Genomic DNA, 18,928 nt, shown 5'->3' with positions numbered 1-18,928 from the left:
AATAATAAAAATGAACTTTCGAATGAAAGTCCATTAAAATAAAAATGTAAGAGTTGCAGTTATTAGAACACTCTAGGAAATAACTCAAGATTGAGTTATTTTTCTTTTATCATTTTAAACTATGGGTCGACTTAGATTTGATAAAGAAAAAACTACTAAAGCATATGAAAGTAGATATACAATTAAAAATTTTCCATTAGTTTTAAAGGAAAATGCTGTTTTAGAAATTGGTATGGGTAAAGGTAAAATGCTTTCAGCTTTAGCTTTTAAAAATCCCCATAATAATTATTATGGGATTGAAAAGTTCGCAACTATCGTTGCTCATGCTGTTAAAAAAGCAGAAAGTCTTCAATTATCAAATATTAACTTTATAATTGATGATGTCAAAGATGCACTTTTAAATATTCAAGGAAAAGCTGATTTAATTTGATTAACTTTTTCAGATCCTTGACCAAAAGCGAGACACGAAAAATTTAGATTGACAAATAAAAAATTTTTAAGTTTATATAAAAACATGATCAAAACTGATGGTTTAATCAAACTTAAAACTGATAATGACGATTTTTTTGCTTATTCAAAGCAATCAATAGACGAATTTGGCTGTGAAATTGTTGAAATAAGCGATGATTTTCATAATTCACCATTTGCAGTCGACAATGAAATGACCGACTACGAGCAAAAATTTTCACAAGTTGGCAAAAAAATTAATTACCTTGCATTTCGCTACAAAAAATAATCACAAAAATTAAATACACTTTAAAGTTGTTTTTTTCTGAAAAAAGCGACTTTTTTATTTCACAGATTTTTAAAATATCTTTAGATAAACATGCCAAAGTTACCAAAAATTGAAATTATTTCAAATAATGAAAGAAAAACGGGCGAATTATCAAAAATTTTTTTCAAAAATAGGCTCTAATTTTTAAAACTTTTGTAATCGTATAATAATTATTACATTAAGAAAGGAAATTAAAAAATTATAAATTTAACTTATTAATTAAGAAAGAGAAAAAATATGCAAAAACAATTACACGCAGTTGACTGAGTGTTGATGATATTGTACTTTGTCGTAGTCTTGGCAATTTCTTTCGTTACATGGTGATACCAACGTAAGCGAAAATTGACAAAAGATAGCAAGACATTTTTCGATGGTGGTGGTAAAGTAAACCCTATCTTCGTTGGACTATCAATGTGATCAACAATTCTGTCATCGATCTTCTTCGTTTCTACGGTGGGAAACACAATCGCAAACGGTTGAATGTGAACTGCAGCTAACATTGCCTTAATTGGTGTAACTCCTTTAGTTACAATGTTAGTTATTCCATTTTATCGTCGTTTTAAATCAACAACAGCTTATTCATATTTAGAAACACGTTTTGGTTACTCAACTAGAGCCCTAACTTCAATTCTATTTATTTTATTCCAAATCTTTAGAGTTGCTGTTGTTTTATATATTCCAACACTAGCTTTATCAATTTTCATTGATATTAGTCCATACGCACTTCTATTTATTATTACTTTAGTCGTTGTTGTAACATCAATTTTTGGTGGATTCAAATCAGTTCTATACAATGACTCATTGCAAGGGATTGTGCTACTAGGTGGAATGATACTAGTATTAGCTTTTGCTATGGATAAAGGGCAAGGACTTGCGCACGCACAAGGTACTTCATTACCACTTCAAGAAATATTTACTAAAAAAAGTTTTGAAGTATCAGTTGCACAAGCAGGATTTGTATTCATCTTTGTTTACAACATTATTAATAGTATGTACACCTTCATGGGTTCACAAGATGTTGTACAAAGATATAAAGCAACAAGATCAGTATCTACAGTTAAAAGAACACTATGAATTACTGCAGGTCTGGGAGTAGTCACCGTCTTACTATTCTTTGGAGCCGGTTCAGCGGTTTGATCATTTTATACTGCGCAAGGATATAATTTAGCAATGAATGGTGTTGATAACGCTGCTAAATTCCACGCAATTACTAGTGCTTATGCAGAAAATGGTTCAAACGTAACACCAGGATTAATCGACACAGCAGCTAATTCTTTAGGATTAACTTCAGCAGAAGCATATAAAACAGATGCCAATATGCAGGCCGTCTTAACAAGGGTCGGTGAATTAAATAGTGGTGCTGCTAACCAAGTTAATGTTGCACTAAAACATGGTAACCAAACAGCTATTCTACCTTGATTCATCGCTAGTGAATTACCTATTGGTGTTGTAGGTATTATCTTTGCTGCTATTTTTGCGGCATCGCAATCAACTGTTTCATCGGGATTATCCGCAATGGTACAAACAATTATGGTCGACTTTGTTAATAGATGACGACCGGGAATAAAAGATCAAACTAAAACATTGATCTCAAAAATCTTGATTCTCGTCTTCGGGGTTTGAGCCTTCGCCTTTGGATCGCTAATCGTCTTTTCAGGAGAAGGTGACTTCGTTAACTATATTACAGGTATCATTGGTCTATTTAACGCTCCAATCTTTGGTGCATTCGTACTTGCTCTATATACAACTAGAAGCAACAAATGAAGTGTCTTTACTGCGATGCTTGTTGTGTTCTTCGGAACCTTACCAGTTTGAGCATTATCAGCAGCATTTACACCAGCAGCAAACAAAATTTCATTCAGCGGACAATGATTAACAATTGTTAGTTTTGCAGCAACAGTTTCAATTGGTTATGGGCTATCGATGATTACAAATGCACTATTTCCAAAATTGAAACCAGTGCTTGCTTCTCTTGAAAACCAAACATGATTTACAAGAACAGCTGCATTTAAAGAAGCAGTTAAATTTGAAGCAGGTATTAACAAATTAGAAAGAAAACTGTTCTGAGGAAAATTAATGCGTAAAAAAGATGCAGAAACAGTTAATCTTGAAAATGAGGTTAAAGCAAAACTACTTCAATTAGACGAAATGAATAAATCATTAGTAATCTAATTTTAGGTCTAAAAAACTTATTAATTTAATTATTAAAATCCATTCTTTTAGTCAGTGGATTCGCAATTGCAAATATTAAGTGTAATAATCACAAATAATTAAAATGCGAACTCTGCTATCTGGGTTCGTATTTTAATTTAGAGAGGAAGATATCGAAAAAATACATCATCTCTAATAAATTTCAAAACAATCAAAATTTAATTAAAAACTTTTTAATTAAAATTTACAAAGGAAATTTTATGAAAAAAATAAACAAGAAAAGCTTCCTAATTTTAGGAATAGCCGTTGTTTCAGTTGCTGCAGTTTCGGCCGCAGTAGCATGTACTAATGAAAATGAAAAAGTTCAAAAAGCTAATAAAACCTATCTGGAATTAATCAGTAAACAAATGTATAACAAGTACAACCTTGTTAATAGTTATACTGATCAAGCAGCACTTAAAACTGCTGTTGAAGCAATTAATAGTGATAGTGCTACTAATAAACTAGCAAAACTAGTTGCCTTCATTGATTCTGAATACAAAACAGATTTGGAGAAACTAGTTGGTCAAGCAGTTATTACAAAACTTGAAGTAGAAATCCCAAAAGCTCCTACAGGTGATGGTGTTACTGAAGCAGAGAAAACTAATGCAGCAAACCGTGTTGATGTTGTTTTAAACCTAGAAAAAGGTAAAAAAGATGATTCAACACTAGCAGATGTTAAATCTAAAGCAATCCAAATGTATATAACTCCACAAAAGTTCTTGGATTCACTAACCTTCCCTAAAGATGGTTATAAAGCAGCTTCAACAATTACTAGCCGTGCTGATTTTCAAACAAAAGCCAAAGCACTTGCAGGTGATGATAAATTTGAAGGATTAGGTGCTTTACTTGATAAAGATACACCTTTTAGTGCTAAAGCATTAGACTTAGCTCCTAAAACAACTTTAACAACAATTGTTGTTGCAGATGATTCATCAGCAACAACTAAAACTAAACTAACGCTGACCTTTAAACAAGGTTCATTAACAACAACTAAAGACGTTGTGGTTACAACAAAAGCTTAAAAAGTTAATTGTAAAAATGGGCTAATTAAGGTTAGTCCATTTTTATTTGTCCAAAAACAACAACATCTAAAAGTTGCTCTATTTTGTGATTAATTGGCTAGTTTCTTAGTTATTAACTTTTGTTATTTGTTTATGAAATTTTAACTTTGGTTTTTATAAGTTTGAAGTTGTTAATATATTTGGTTATAAACCAGTTAAAAAACGTATTTTTAAATTTTTGATAAAAAATAAAAATTTCAAAAAGAAAAACGTTTTGGTTTATACTATTGTTGTTTTATTTAACAAAAATATGTTGAGTAAAACAACAAAATAAAAATTATAAAAGGAGTTTTTTATGAAAAAGCTTAACAAAAAAGCATTCTTGCTTACAGGACTAGCTGTTGCATCTGTAGCTGTCGTTTCAACTGCAATCGCTTGTTCAGATAACACAGATCCTAAAAAAGCTAATGAAGAAGCTGTAACAAAAGTTAATACTGGTTTAAGAACTAAGTATAACCTAGCAGCAACTTACACTGACACAGCAGCATTAAAAAAAGCCCTAGATGACCTTAAAGCAGATGGTGGGAGTTTACTAAAACCTCTTAACGCTTTATTATCAACAAAATACGGTAAAGAACTTACAGACCTTGTTGGTGATGTAGTTGTTGAAAAAGTTACTACAACAGTTCCATCAGGAAGTACAACATCAGTTTCAGTTGTTCTAACATTATCTAAAGGTAAATCAGGTGAATCTAGTTATGTAAGTAAAGCTTCAAAAGCAATTACTTTATACACAACACCACAAGGATTCTTAAATTCAGTTACTCTACCTACAGCAGGTTACACAGCTGCATCTACAGTAGCTAACCGTGATGATTTAAAGAAAAAAGTTGGAGAAATAACTGCAGCAGATAAATTTGCAGGACTTTCTGCTTTACTAGACAGTAAAACACCAATTAATGCTAAAGTTCTTGAATTAGAACCTGAAACTACATTAACAACTATTGCAACTGCTGATGAATCAGATGTTAAGAAAACTAAGCTAACACTTACCTTTAAACAAGGTGAATTAACAACAAATAAAGAAGTTGTTGTTACAACTAAAGCTTAATCTTACTTTAAAAAATGTGCTAATTAATTTTAGTACATTTTTCTTCGTAAAAAAATAGAGCAATTAAGTTTGCTCTATTTTTAATTCAATTCTTTTTTAGTTAAATATTTTTTGCCTAAATATTTAACTAATACTTCAGGTACTTCAACTCAGTTATTCGCTTCATCATAACCATTTTCTAAAATGCTAGCAACAACACGATCTAATGCTAAACCACTACCATTCATTGTATGAGCATATTTAACATTACCTTCTTGATCACGATATCTAATTTGAGCACGACGTGCTTGAAATTCGCCCATTCATGAAACAGAACTTGTTTCACGATAACGATTTTCACTAGGTAATCAGATTTCATAATCATAAGTTATTTGACTTGAAAAACCTGTATCACCACTTGCTAATAATAACTTTTGATGAGGTATTTGCAATTCTTCTAGCATGCTTTCAGCATTTTCTGCCATTAGGTTAAATTCTTTTTCAGCATCTTCTTCCTTGGCAAATTTAACCATTTCAACTTTACGGAATTGATGCATTCTAATAATGCCATGGTTATCTTTACCCCCTGAACCAATTTCACTACGGAAACAGTCGCCGTATGAAGTTAAACGAATCACTTTATCAAGATTAATAATTTCGTCATTATAGTAGTTAGTTAGTGAAACTTCAGAAGTAGGGATTAAAAAATCATTGGTATTTAGTTTAAATAAATCTTCTTCAAACTTAGGTAATTGTCCTGTACCAAAAAGCATTTGTGGTTTGACAATTACAGGTGTTACAAATTCTTGAAAACCATTTTTTTCATGAAAATCTAGCATATAGTTTTGCAATGCTCTAATTAATTTTGCGCCATCATTTTTATAAAAAATAAATCTTGAACCACTAAGTTTAACACCACGATTAAAATCAATTAGATCTAGTTTTTCAGCAATTTCATAATGTGAAATTTCTGATTTAAAAGTTCCTTTTCATAAATTATTTTTTTCAAAAATAACTTTATTAAAAGTTTCGTCTTTACCTACAGGTACTAAATCAATTGTAACATTTGGAATTTGTGCAAGTAATTCATGCACACTTTTATTTAAAACATCAGCTTCATCTTGTAGTTTTTTTTGCTCATCTTTTAATTTTTTTAAGTTATCTAAAGTTTTTGCTTTTTCATCTTTATCTTTGATATTAACAATTATTTTAGAATACTTATTAAGGTCGGCTTTTAATGATTCAGCACGGTTCATTTTTTGTCCACGAAGGGTTACAATACTTAGTAATTCATTTAAAATATTAACATCGAAATTTTTCTCTTTTAATTTTTTTAAATAATGATCAGGGTTATTAATAAGTTGTTTTAGATCTAACATGATACCTCTTTTATTTATGTAACTAATTAGTTTTAAATTATATAAAATAAAATACAATAAATGATATGAAAAATCTAATTATTGAATTTCAAAACGCAATTCACTTGCTAAGTACTAATCCATTTTACCAAACTAGCTTACAATCAATTAATGTGCCACGCTGATTAGCATTAACAGCAGGCATAATCTTAATTGTCTTTGGAATCTTAATTTTACTCGTCTTATTAAAAACAGTACCCCAGTTACGTATTTATAAACAAGAACAAATGGATGATTATTATAAGAAAGTTAAAAAAGCGAAAGCCAAAACTTATGAGCAAACCGGCATGTATGTCAGTTGAAATATGAGACTTAGAACTTTTTGACCTATCTTTGTTTCAATTGCTTCCATTATGGTTGGGGTTGTCTTCTGCGTAGGTTCAACTATCTCGACACTTTAAAAATCATAAATAAAAAAGCCCACTATTTTGCAAATAAATGCAATGTCGTGGACTTTTTTTAAATTATTGTTTGAATTATTATTTTAACAGAGACAATTTTAACTCTTTGGAAATAAAAAAACCAAGATATTAAGGAGTTCAAAGAACTAACTACAAAAAATAACAAAAAGTTGTTCTGAACTTGACATAAGTTAAAAATAACACATTAATTAATATAAATAGAAAGGAGGTTATGCCATTACAACAAAATTACCCAGAAAGGAGAAATAAAATGAATGAAAACCAAAAAAACTTTTAAACCTAATAAGAAGTTCCAATTATGAACAAAACAAATAGATTACAATAACATAGAAACACACATAAAAATGAATTTCATCTAATAAAACATGTCTAAATTTTATAGAATATTTATAAATCGAGAATTTTTAAACAAAAGACTCTTTGAATAAGCATAGATAGATAATAGATAGATTGGTTGGTGTAGGTTAAAATAACAAAATCCTACACACAGATTACGAATTACATAGTACTTTCTTAAAAACAAATACATTAAGAAAGCCCATAGAACAATAAAGAATAAAAATAAATAAAATATATAACAAAAATACAATCAAGAAATTAATTATAAATAGATTGATTATTTGATACCGATATAATAGACTTTTGACGAATATTGAATTTCAATAAAATATAAAAATATAATAAGTATAGATAGAATAGATTGGATGATAATAGAAAACTCATCCTGATATTTAGGGGAGCTAAGGAAAAACTCCCCAATTACATTTTATATATTTTTTTTAGAAATGAAAAAAACTTTCTTAATAAATATTATTTTTACTACTTATTAGCCAAATTGTGGTTAAGTTATTAATATCAGGGTGTGAAAACAACTCTACTTTAGTTAGATATACCTATTTTTTATTCAAAAACGACTAATATGGCTAACTCTAAAACTAATTTAACTTGCTAGATGCACAACAATTTCAAAGTGATGAGTGTTTGGAAACATATCAAAAAGTGTTACAGACTTAATTTCGAACTTATTAGTTAACACCTTTAGATCTCTAATCAAGGTTCTGGGGTTACAACTTACATAAATCATGCTTTTGATTTTTGAAAAAGAAATTGTTTCAACTAATTCATTATCAAGCCCATTTCTAGGTGGATCAACAACTAATAAATCATGATCATTTAAAATTTCTAAAATTGATTTTGAACTTGAACTAGTTTTAATAAAATCTGCATTTTTAATATTGTTTAGTTTTGCGTTTGCTTCAGCATTTTCAACTGCTTCAGCAATTATTTCAACACCAGTTACTTGGTTATTTTTATTAGCAAGATTTAATGCAATTGTTCCTGCTCCTGAATATAAATCAAGAATCTTAGAGTAATTTTCTAATGAAACTAATTGATTCACATGAGCATAAATTTGATTTGCAATTTCAAAATTAACTTGCATAAAACTTGCAACATTTATATTGAATTTTAAATTGGCAAATTCAACTAGTAAATTTTCGTTTCCAAAAATTTTATGATGTTCTAATTTAAAACTTTTTGTACTCTTTTTAATTACATAAAAAGCACCAGTAATATTTTTATTTATGGATTCAAAAAATGTTTTTAATTCTTTTGAATTATGATCAAAAGACTTATTAAAAAGTAAAACGACATGCAATTGATCTTCCCGATTTGTTCTAATAATTAATTGATTCAAATTTTCAAATATTTTTTTATTCTCAAATTTATGAAAATTAAATTTGAAATCTTTTAAAAAACTTTTAATTGAATCAGCATACAAAAACATCGCATCAATTTCTTGAAAAATAAATTGATTACTTTGGTCAGCCATGTAACCATAATGTAAAATTTCATCTTGAATTTTTACAAATACACTAGCCTTATTTCTGTAGTTAAAAATGTTTTTTGAAGTTACAAAATTAATATCTTCAATTTCAAAATTACTAGATACATTACGAGTAAATAAATTTTTAAAATATTCTAATTTAAATTTAATTTGCTCATCATGTTTAAGATGAATTAAATCAGCGTTACTTGTGAATTCAAAATCAGATCTTAATTCTGATTTTTTTATTAGATTAATTATTTTAGCAAAAACTACATTTTTTACTTTTTTAACTATCTTAATTTTTGCTTGTTCATTAACTAATAAACCTGCTACAAATATTCTTTGATCATTATAAATTGCTAATCCATAACCTTCATAAGATAATTCTGAACAAGTCACAATTAACTCTTGATTTAAATTTAATTCCATAGTTTAAATATATAGTAAAACTATATACATGTCTGTATTTTTTGAATAAATTTAATTATTCAAAAATTAAAAATATCAACTCAATTTTTGAGTTGATAACATCGAATTTAAATTTATTTGAAATCAGGTATTCGATATTTTTTATCTCCACCTTTTTCACTATTTAATTTTTTGATTGCATCATATAGAGTATGATTTGCAGGTGTATTTTCAAGTGGTGTTTTACCACCAATTACATCGTAATAACCTTTAACTCTAAGTTGTACAATTTGTCCAAATATTTTTGAATTAGGAGGTCATTTGCTTCTATCTTTTGTTTGAAGCGAAACACCACGATAAATTCCTAAAACTGAATTGTCATTTTTTGAAAATAAAACACTTCCAGATGAACCACCACCTACGTTTAAAAATCTTACAGATTTTGAAACTGATATATGGCTATGTTTAGCAGATTTTTCTTTAGTGTCTGCACCATTTTTTTCGTAAACATCAAGTGAACCAACAACTTCAAGTGGGTCTTTACTATCAACATTTTTTAATCCATTGAACTGAACCATAAAATCTATTTTATTAATTTTAGCTAGAATAAATCCACTACCGATTTTCTCGTTATGTTCTCCACTATATAGTTGATATTTTTCAGTATTTGTGTTTCCTATATTAGGTACAACAGTTGCAGGGAAAGTACCAATTAATCCAGTTAATTTTAAGTCTTCACTAGTTTTATCATAACCGTTTTCATCGGGATTAAATGTTGTCACTGCAAAACTTAAATCCTTAAAACTAGTTGGCGTATTTGATGTAAGAGTTTCAATAAATCTAACATTTCACAATCTATATTTTTCAGTATCTCCACTACTTGCAGTTAATGCTTGATCTTTAAGTTGTTTGATTCATTTTCTTGAATCTGTTTTGTCAGTAACTTTTGAAAGTAGTTCTTTTTGTTTCGCTGATAAAAGATTGATTTTCATTACAGCAAAATCTACACCTAACTTCTGCTCTACTTCTTTTGTTTTTTCATATTCATCAAATGTTTTAATTGTCGTTAGTGTTTCACCATTTTTACTATGACTATTTACTTTAGCTTGTAAGCCTTGGGCTGCATAAATAAAATCAACTTCAGAAGAATAATTATAGTCAGCACCTGTTAGCGCAGTTTGAGTATCATCTCAATTTCCTTTACTATTTAGTCTTCTCATAAACTCATCTTTATTGCCATATTGTTTAAAAGTTGACCAACTATAAGTACTCTCAGGATGCTCTAATTTTCTTTCTAAAAAGGCTGTATATACATGTAAATTTGTTGCAACGTAATATGAATAGAAGTCAGGATCGGTTCAATCAGTTGAGTTAGATGCTTTACCGATTAATCATCCTGTACCACCTAAAGAATGCCATACATCTTTGTCTTGATAATTAACATGTAAAGCGATTGTGCGATCTTTTACAAATTCAAATTGTGTTCTTTCTTCACCTGTTCTAGAAATATCGATAGAAGCAGTTAAATTTTGCTGTGCTTCATCGCTTTGAGCAATTTTGAAAAAGTTATACATGTTATCACTATCGAACTTTTTGATACTTGCAATTGTTGGAGCGAGTTTATGAGTATTGTTAGTGTCTTGATTCGTTGCTTCTTCTTTAAGACCTTCAAATTTTAAAAACAATCTTTTTCGAATATTTCTGTCAGATTGTAAATATAAGTTATAGCCAAGCATATATTTGCCATCAGATGATTTACTGATTGCGAAAGGATTTGCAATTAAGTTAATATCTTTTGATTTGAAAGAAAATTTAAAATATTTATTATAGTTTCTAAGATCACTAGTTATTTCTGTTTGTGTTTTGGTTTTTGCTAAGTCGGTTAAACTAACTGTTACAACACTACTTTTAGAACTTAAAAACTCATCAACATCTTTAAAATTCTTTACATAAACAACTTTTTTAATTGTTGTACTTTGGCCATATTTATTTTTAACTAAATATCTAAAACTAAGTTGGTGTTTAGCGTTATCAGGACTAAGATCTGAAAAAATTAATTCACTTGCTTTGCTATCATTATTAATGCTACTTACATCGCTTCATTTTAAATATTTTTGTAAGTCAGCAATTGTAACTTCAGAAGCATATTTTTTAGCTTCAACTAATGTTTTTTTACTTTCTTGTGTGAATGAAATATCAGGATTAAATTGTGTTAGTGCACTTAGTGAAATTATTACTTCTTTTAATGATGAAGAAATATTATCTTTTTGTAATTTATGCTTAAATTTTAAGGTACCTTTTTGATCATCTTTTTCAAAATTAAATGATTTATCTAGAACAAAAGTATCACCACTTTTTAAACCTAAAATATTTATGTTTTCATTGAAATTTTCTACTGTAACTTGACTAGGTTTTAATGATGAATTTTTAGGAGAAAAAACAACTTCTCTAGAATCTAAATCTTCTAAAATGGTTTTAAAACCACTAACTTTAAAGTTGTATTCAGTTGTAGAAAATTCTTTTGTTTTTTTATCTTGCAATTTAAATGCAAACTCAATTTCGCCTTTAGAATCATCAAAATTTATGATTCTTAAATTTGACATTGTGAATTCGCTAGTATCAATTGAATTTGTTAAATTAGCATCAAAATTTGAGTTATTAATTTCTGAAGGAAGTACTTTATTTTTAATAGTGAAAGTTATGCTATTTTGTTCTGGAAACAATGGTTTTTGGGGGTTTTCAGGTGCTTTTGGTATTTGAGTAACAGGTTCATCTTTTGGTTTATTTGGATTAGTTTTTGGTTCTGATGTAGAACCAGATTTGGGTTCCTGTTTTGAATTATTATCTTTTTTAGGTTCTTCTGTTTTAGTGGTAGTAGAACTAGAACCTTCTGTTTTAGAAGGCGAATCTCCAGGTTTATCTTTTTTAATATTTTTGGTTCCGTCACCTGCGTTTGTTTGATCATCTTTCTTATCAATTTTAGAAATATCAACCTGTTTATCAGGTTCACCTTTATTATTATCTTTAGGTTGATCATCTTTTTTAAAAGGCTTACTATCATCAGGTGCTTTTGGTGCATCTACTTTAACTGGATCTTGAACATTTTTAGGTGGTAAATCAACTGGATCACTTACTTGTGAGCAAGCAATTAAAATTACAGGTGCAGATGAAATTGCAACTGCAAGAAGTGAATTAATTAAGAATCTTTTTTTATTTATTTTTGCCATATTTATACCTTCTTAAAAAACTGTTTTTATTAATTATAGTCTTTCAAATTTATTTGGTGGTTTTTGGTTAAAAAATAAATATTTTTACAATTATTAAGTCTTTAATGCTATTTTAGATTCAACAAAAAAAGATGCCCTAAAAGAGCATCTTAAATTGTTTAGTTTATTAACCGATTATGATAATTCAGCAACGTGGATAATTAGACGAACTAATTGTGAAACGAATGACATTTCGTTGTCATATCATGCAGCAACAGTTACAAGTTCGTGACCATCTCTACCATGATTAACTTTTGTTAAAGTAGCATCTAGAATAGCACCATATGTACTTCCTAAAATATCTGATGAAACGATTTGGTCTTCGTTGTATCCAAATGATTCATTTGAGTATTTTTTCATTGTTTCATTAATTTTTTCAGCTGTTAATCCTTTAGTTTTTAATACTAATGTTAAGTCTGAAACTGATCCAGCAACAACTGGAACACGTAGAGCAGCACCATCTAGGAATCCTGATACGTTTTTAACAACTAATCCGATTGCTTTTGCAGCACCTGTTGATGAAGGAATAATGTTTTGTGCTCCTGCACGTCCACGACGAATGTCTTTTTTAGCAGGTGCATCAACAATAGCTTGATTCCCTGTGTAAGCATGAACTGTTGTTAATTTACCAACTTCAATACCAAATTCTTTATCCATAAATGCAACTAGTGGTGCAATTGAATTTGTTGTACATGAAGCAGCTGAGATGATTTTGTCATCTTTAGTTAAGTCAGTGTGGTTTACGTTGTAAACGATAGTTTTAACATCGTTTCCACCTGGGGCTGAAATAATAACTTTTTTAGCACCTGCATCTAAGTGTAGTTGTGCTCCTGCTTTGTTAGCAAAGAACCCTGTTGCCTCAATAACAATGTCAACACCTAGTTCACCTCATTTTAAGTTACGTGGGTCTCTTTCAGCTGTTACGATTACTTCTTGAGCATCTTTTTCAGTTCTTCCTACTAAGAAACCTTTTTCTGTTTCTTTTAAGAATCCGTTAAATGTTTTATAAACAGTGTCGTATTTTAATAAATAGACAATGTTTGCTTTATCTGTTAAATCATTAACTGCAACTAGTTGCAGTTTTCCTGGGTAAGCATCAATTAAACGACGTAATGTTGTTCTCCCGATGCGCCCAAATCCGTTAATAGCAATTTTGATCATAATATTGCCTCCTTATATATTTTCTGTTTTAATTATAAGACTATTTTTTAGAAAAGCACAATAAAATTTGAAGAGTTTTTGCAATATTTTTAAAATAATTTCAATGCTTAATTTTTTCTATTTTATACTTTTAAATCTGTATTAAAAAATTAAAAAAGTTGCTTTTTTGATTAAAAAGTGCTTAAAAACTAACTTTTTAGTAAATTATTTATTTTTCTAATTATTTGTAGGATAAATTTTAATTCGTTTTTTTCCTTCAAATTGATAATCAGTTAAATAGATAAATGAATCTCTTGTTTTTACTTTAATAAGTGATGGATGTCGCCTTATTTTTTCATTCAAAATTTCGGGATTTTCAAGTGCAAAATTGACCTTAACTCTTTTATGATTAAACATTAAAAAAGCACCTGGATTAGTTGCAAAAGCTCTAATTTTATTGATTAATTGTTCATTAGAAAAATTTTCTAAATCAAGTTCAGCATCACTTTTTTGCAACTTAGGTGAAAGTATAACTTCATCAATATTTTGAATAATTTCTGAAAAATTTCCAGTTTTAAAATCAACTAATCATTGCACAATATTTTCAGAAGCTAAAACAGCTAATTCCTTAAATAAATCATCTGCTACATCTGTTTCTTTTATCTGATATTTTGTTACCTTTAAAATATTGCCTGCATCCATTTCCTTAGACATATATATTAAACTTAGCCCACTAAAAACATCTCCATTTAATAAGCTATATTGAATCGGTGCTGCTCCACGATACTTAGGTAAAAGTGATCCGTGAATATTTAAAGATGCTAATTTTGCTAATTCTAAAATCTTCATTGGGATATATTGACCATAGCTTGCTGTTAAAAAAATATCAAAATCTAGTTTTTTTAACTCTTCATAAATAGTTCCTATTTTTTCAGGATTAAATAGTTGAATATTATAAAAACTAGCTAATTCTTTAACCTTATTATGTTTTAAATTTAAACCACGACCTGCAGGTTTGTCAGGTTGAGTGATGATTGCAATAACTTCAAAATTTTCAATTACTTTTTTAAAAGAAGGATAAGCAAAATCTCCTGTACCAGCTAAAACTATTTTTAATTTATCCACTTTCTTACCTATCATCTGCTTTTAATTCTAAGATTAAATCTCTTAATTCAGCAGCTCTTTCGTAGTTCATTTCTTTAGCAGCATCTTTCATTTGTTTTTCAAGTTGTTTAATAACTTCATCTTTAGCAAGCACTTTTTCTTTTTGCTTTTTCTCACTACTTAAATAGTAACTAACAGCATTTTCAATACCGTGTCCTTGAATAGGTTCAGGAATCGGTTTAATAACTGTCTTAGGAATGATGTTATGTTCTTGATTATAAGCAATTTGAATTGCTCTTTTTGCTTCGTTATCATCAATTGTTGCTTTCATGCTTTTGCTAATTGAATCAGCATACATGATCACTCGCCCATTTTGATTGCGGGCTGCCCGACCTACTATCTGAATCAAACTTCTAGTATTTCGCATAAAACTTTCTTTATCAGCATCTAAAATGATGATTAAAGAAACTTCTGGTAAGTCAATACCTTCTCTAAGTAAGTTAATTCCGATTACAAAATCGTAAATTCCTTTACGTAATTTACGTAAGATTTCATCTCGTTCAAAAGTAGTGTGCTCGCTATGAATGTAAGCCACTTTTTGTTTTTTAGATTGAAAATATCTAGTTAATTCTTCACTATAACGTTTGGTAGTTGTCAAAATCAAACTACGTTCATTCTTAGCAATTTGCTTTTGCAATTCATCATAAATATCTTCAATTTGATTTTCGCTTTTACGCACTTCAATCACAGGATCTAATAGACCTGTTGGTCTAATTACTAATCTAGTTGCATAATCATTTGCTCTTGATAGTTCATACTTTTCAGGTGTGGCTGAAACATAAATTTTTTGAAATTCGTATTTTTCAAATTCTTCAAATTTTAAGGGGCGATTATCAAGTGCACTAGGCAGTCTAAAACCATAATCTACTAATGACATTTTACGAGAACGATCACCTTTATACATGGCGTGAATTTGAGGAATCATCATGTGTGATTCATCAATAATCATTAAAGTATCTTCTGGAAAATAATCTAATAAGGTAAAAGGTTTTTCACCTTCAGCACGACCATCTAAATGGCGTGAATAATTTTCAATTCCAGGAGTCATGCTAAATTCTACTAAATTATCAATATCAGTTTTAATGCGTTGCTCTAATCTTTGCAGTTCTAATAATTTATTTTGCTGTGCAAATTCTTCTTTACGACTTTCAAATTCTTCTCTGATTAATTTGATTGCATTTTGCATCGTTGTATGGTTAGTTACATAAGCACTGGCAGGATAAAGGGTATAGTTTTTATAAGTTTTAACGACTGTTTTATTTAAAGGATCAATTAAAGAAATCTTTTCAATTTCATCACCAAAAAGATCAATTCTAATAATATTTTCAGTTGTTCATGAAGGATAAATTTCAATCACATCTCCTTTAACATTAAACTCTCCAGGACTTAGTGAAACGTGATTTCTTTCATATTGTCTTTTAACTAACTCAAGAAAAAATTCTCTTCTTTTAATAGTTTTACCAACTTCAATTTTCATAAATCCTAATTCATATTCTTCAGGATTTTGAGTACCATAAATTGAAGCAACAGAAGCTACAACTATTGTGTTACGCTCTGTTAATAAACTATTTAAAGTGCTCATACGCATCGCTTCAATTTCTTCGTTTCTAGCAGAAGTTTTATCAATATAAGTATCTGTTGAAGGCAGATACGCTTCAGGTCGATAGTAGTCAAAATAGGAAATAAAATACTCGACTCTGTTATCTGGAAAAAACTCTTTTAACTCAACAAATAATTGACTAGCTAGCGTTTTATTATGAGATAAAACGATGACAGGTCGTTGCACTTGTTCGATAACACTAGCAATTGTAAAGGTTTTTCCTGAACCAGTTACACCTAGTAAAACCTGATCTTTTTTACCTTGATTAAGCCCTTCAACTAATTCTTTAATGGCTTGTGGTTGATCACCTGAAGGTTGATATTTGGAAACTAATTTAAACATTAAATAAAATTATATAACTAACCAGTGCTTTTTAATCTCTAATTATGACTTTTTAAAACCACCTAAAAAATTAGCTATGGTTAAAAATCGTATTAAATTTGAAAAGATTTCAAATTAAATTAAATTTTTACATATAATATTTAAAATAATTACATTTTAGTTTTTTTTCGCTCTTTAGGGGTTAAAGTAGAGAAAAAGAAAACAGAAAAGGAAAATATATGAAAAAAATTAAAAAATTAGGGATTGCTTTAGGTGCATCTCTAGCAGCAGCTACTACTTTAACTGTGATTGCTTGTTCAACAACACCTGCTCCAGAACCTACAAAGCCAGCTAATAAGATCGTGTTTGCAACGGCTCAATCAGAAGTTTATCCATTAACCATTGCCTTGAATAAATTGGTTCCTCTTTATAATGAACAACAAAAAGGTACAACCGACTTTTTAGAAGTGGAGCTTCAGAATTCAAAAGTATCAAAAGCAACAAGTGAATCACAATTAGGTGCTAACACTATCTCTGCATTTGAAACTAATAGTAATGTTGCAAATCTTTTATTAGGAAATAAGGGTACTGCCTTCTTAATTAATCAATATGGAAAATTATTAGATTTATCTAAATCAGAAATTAAACCAGGAATTTTCCCAACTAAAATTTTGAATGGGCACAATAAATTACCAGGTCAAAGTATTGATGCTAACAAAATTTATAACATTCCATTCGATGTTACTGATGTTGATTCACTAGCATTTAACCTTGATATTATGTGGAAACTTTTCACAATTATTAAGGGTGCAGGTGGTGCAGTTGATGAAACAACTGACCTTTATAAGAGTGCTCAAAAAGCATCAACTACTGGTCATGATGGTATTCCTGCAAATTCTTTATTTAGCATTATTGAAGCTAAATCAAGTGATGCTTTTAAAGATTATACAGTCAATGCTGACACTTTCAAAAGCATCAAATCTGCTCAAGATTTTGCTAAAAAAGTTTTTGAAAACGTGAAGTTTCAAGATGATAAAATCACTAAAGATATGACTGATGCAAGAATTTTTGCACTTGATTATCAACAAGATACTTTATTTAAAGATATCAATAATCGTTTAAATGGTAAGTTTCTTTGAGATCTAAAAGCAACAGCAGAATCTGATAAGAAAAAAGGTGCTTCAGTTATTGATTTTAGTTTCAAAACCGACACAAATATTGCTACTCAGTTCAAAACAGTTTGAGATGAGTACATGGCAAATAATTTACAAACTGAATTAAAAACTATTGATAGTGATAAAAAGTCATTTTTCTCAGTTCAATACATGAGTAACAACAACCAATGAGCTTCTTGAGAAATGAGAAAATATAATGCAGCCTTTACTTATGTTGCAGCTGTAGGAATTGAACAGTCAATTTTAAGTCCAACTTCAATAGCATTTTTTGATGGAAAAAATAGTGATGATAAAGCTAATTGAGCTCATTATGAAGATATTGAACACCATCCTCAAGTAATGCTTTCAACCAATCAACTTAATGCTAAAACCTATCTAGAAGGTGGCTCAAGTTTAATTGCTATTACTAAAAATGATGTCGAAGATAAAGCAACTATTAAATTTTTAAATTGGCTTTACAAAGGTAAAGTTAAAGTCGATAAACTAGATGGTTCTGGTAAAGAAGACATCTCAGTTAATGACTTTATCATTCGTGAATCAGGTTACATTATCCCTACAAGTGAAAATCTAACTCAAGCTAAAGTAACTGAATTAAAAACATCTTTAGATACTTTAAACACTGAAATTAAAACTTTAAATGATAAAACAGATAAAACTGATGCTGAAAAAACTAAACTTAATAAGTTAATTACAAGACGTAGCTATACAAAAACTGCTTACATTTCATTATTATCATTAATGAAATTTATCGAATCTTCAGATGTTCATTTATTAAATTTTGCAGTAGATAAAACAGCTTCAGAAATTGCTAATAAAATCGCAGGATTAATGTTAGAAACCACAAAAGAAGGTGGTTCAAAAATTACCGGTGATAAAGCATTTGAAGAAATTTCTAAATTAGTTAAATAGTTAATTAGATTAATCAAAAAGTTAAGTTCAAAAATATTTATTTAACTCCACACAAATTGAAAGTGATTTCAACTTGTGTGGTTTTTTTTGTGCTACATTTTTTAATCGTTATTATACAACTGTGAAAATGTTAAAATGTTTATTAAGGAGTAAAGCAAAAGTGGAGTACAAAGGAACTTCACATGAAAAAATTTTTAATGTTTACTGCAAAATTGCAA

Annotated in this window: 12 protein-coding genes; 6 read left to right on the top strand and 6 right to left on the bottom strand. The window is 29.0% G+C overall.

The window, feature by feature from the left end; genetic code table 4:
• Positions 1-121: 121 nt before the first annotated feature.
• The 4 genes from trmB to CJJ23_RS04755 all read left to right on the top strand — a co-directional run bounded on the left by trmB (position 122) and on the right by CJJ23_RS04755 (position 5,080).
• Positions 122-736 (top strand): tRNA (guanosine(46)-N7)-methyltransferase TrmB, encoded by a 615-nt coding sequence (gene trmB / locus CJJ23_RS04770; RefSeq protein WP_095335203.1) that lies wholly within the window; start codon positions 122-124, stop codon positions 734-736.
• A 276-nt stretch (positions 737-1,012) separates the two neighbouring features.
• Entirely contained in the window at positions 1,013-2,947 is a 1,935-nt protein-coding gene (locus CJJ23_RS04765) for a sodium:solute symporter family transporter (RefSeq protein ID WP_095335202.1), read from the top strand.
• Between the two features lie 239 nt (positions 2,948-3,186).
• Entirely contained in the window at positions 3,187-3,990 is an 804-nt protein-coding gene (locus CJJ23_RS04760) for a hypothetical protein (protein ID WP_095335201.1), read from the top strand.
• A gap of 334 nt (positions 3,991-4,324) precedes the next feature.
• Positions 4,325-5,080 carry a hypothetical protein gene (locus tag CJJ23_RS04755; protein WP_095335200.1) on the top strand — a complete coding sequence of 252 codons (756 nt, stop codon included), beginning with the start codon at positions 4,325-4,327 and terminating at the stop codon, positions 5,078-5,080.
• Positions 5,081-5,160: 80 nt separating this feature from the next.
• On the opposite strand, the gene serS is transcribed toward CJJ23_RS04755, so the two are convergent.
• Complete coding sequence (gene serS / locus CJJ23_RS04750; protein ID WP_095335199.1) at positions 5,161-6,438, bottom strand: serine--tRNA ligase; 1,278 nt, start codon at positions 6,436-6,438, stop codon at positions 5,161-5,163.
• Positions 6,439-6,503: 65 nt separating this feature from the next.
• Between serS and CJJ23_RS04745 the strand changes: the two genes are divergently transcribed.
• Positions 6,504-6,878, top strand: coding sequence for a TMEM128 family protein (locus CJJ23_RS04745; protein ID WP_095335198.1), 375 nt, complete (start codon positions 6,504-6,506; stop codon positions 6,876-6,878).
• A 961-nt stretch (positions 6,879-7,839) separates the two neighbouring features.
• Here the strand turns inward: CJJ23_RS04745 and rlmD are convergent.
• The 5 genes from rlmD to uvrB form a co-directional block, all read right to left on the bottom strand.
• A complete protein-coding gene (rlmD, locus tag CJJ23_RS04740) occupies positions 7,840-9,156 on the bottom strand; it encodes a 23S rRNA (uracil(1939)-C(5))-methyltransferase RlmD (protein ID WP_095335197.1) in 1,317 nt (438 codons plus the stop codon).
• Between the two features lie 113 nt (positions 9,157-9,269).
• Positions 9,270-12,362 (bottom strand): DUF31 family putative serine protease, encoded by a 3,093-nt coding sequence (locus CJJ23_RS04735; RefSeq protein ID WP_095335196.1) that lies wholly within the window; start codon positions 12,360-12,362, stop codon positions 9,270-9,272.
• 174 nt (positions 12,363-12,536) lie between these two features.
• Positions 12,537-13,562: a type I glyceraldehyde-3-phosphate dehydrogenase gene (gene gap / locus CJJ23_RS04730; RefSeq protein WP_084231968.1), complete on the bottom strand. Its 1,026-nt coding sequence runs from the start codon at positions 13,560-13,562 to the stop codon at positions 12,537-12,539.
• Positions 13,563-13,778: 216 nt separating this feature from the next.
• Positions 13,779-14,681, bottom strand: coding sequence for a methionyl-tRNA formyltransferase (fmt, locus tag CJJ23_RS04725; RefSeq protein ID WP_095335195.1), 903 nt, complete (start codon positions 14,679-14,681; stop codon positions 13,779-13,781).
• Complete coding sequence (gene uvrB / locus CJJ23_RS04720; protein ID WP_095335194.1) at positions 14,671-16,647, bottom strand: excinuclease ABC subunit UvrB; 1,977 nt, start codon at positions 16,645-16,647, stop codon at positions 14,671-14,673. The genes fmt and uvrB overlap by 11 nt, the downstream gene beginning before the upstream one ends.
• Before the next feature lie 218 nt (positions 16,648-16,865).
• On the opposite strand from uvrB, the gene CJJ23_RS04715 reads away from it, so the two are divergent.
• Entirely contained in the window at positions 16,866-18,710 is a 1,845-nt protein-coding gene (locus CJJ23_RS04715) for a P68 family surface lipoprotein (RefSeq protein ID WP_095335193.1), read from the top strand.
• The last annotated feature ends 218 nt before the right edge of the window (positions 18,711-18,928 follow it).

It is taken from the genome of Mycoplasmopsis agassizii (assembly GCF_002276225.1).
Classification (GTDB): Bacteria; Bacillota_I; Bacilli_A; order Mycoplasmatales; family Metamycoplasmataceae; genus Mycoplasmopsis_B; species Mycoplasmopsis_B agassizii_A.
This window is presented reverse-complemented; position numbering and strand designations above follow the sequence as displayed.